The organism is Vibrio sp. 03_296 (assembly GCF_002265885.1).
In genome coordinates, this window is sequence record NZ_NPKW01001006.1 from 1 (window position 1) to 765 (window position 765).

Sequence of the window (765 nt, forward strand, 5' to 3'; positions counted from 1 at the left end):
ATCGTTGGGAAAGCATTCTCAACGAGTTCAAAGTGGGTAGTGTGCATGAGTTTGCCAAGTTCTCGGTCGCATTGAGAGAACTGGTTCTTCTCAACTTAAATTGCAGCTCAAATAGTTAATGTTTTGAGTCTCTGACATGAAAAAGCCCCTTAGATGGGGCTTTTTTATATTGAAGAGCAAAAACAACCAACAATAAGTTGCGTTGTCACTTTTTGATTGCTGGCAATTCGTTACCATTCCTCATGCCTTTCACTAACTTTCAATAAATAAAAACATTAACCATCTGTTTTAAATCAATTTAATCGAATGATGCATTTGGAATATCAATATCTTTGTACGTATTTTTGTTTGAAATGTTGTTCTTTTAAGTAAATAATAGCCAACCCGTTTACACGGGGCTTTTTTCTTTCGGAGGCACAATGCTTTACCGTCTTGCCAGAGCTGGCTTTTTCAATTGGATGCAGAAAAGGCACACGATCTCGCTATCCAAAACTTCAAACGCTTTACCGGCACACCAATTGATCTTTTCTATCGTCAACAACTCCCAAATCGACCAGTAGAATGCATGGGACTCACTTTCCGAAACCCAGTTGGCCTTGCGGCTGGTCTGGATAAAAATTGGTGAGTGTATCGAAGCATTTGACGCAATGGGATTCGGCTTTGTTGAAGTTGGTACCGTTACACCTAGAGCACAATCAGGAAATGATAAACCACGTTTGTTCCGCTTAGTAGGTGCGGAAGGAATCATTAACCGTATGGGTTTCA

Annotated in this window: 1 pseudogene; it reads left to right on the plus strand. The window is 40.1% G+C overall.

The annotated features are described in order from the left end of the window. Window positions 1–419: 419 nt before the first annotated feature. Window positions 420–765: pseudogene (locus CIK04_RS29480) on the plus strand (quinone-dependent dihydroorotate dehydrogenase); the annotation flags it as partial.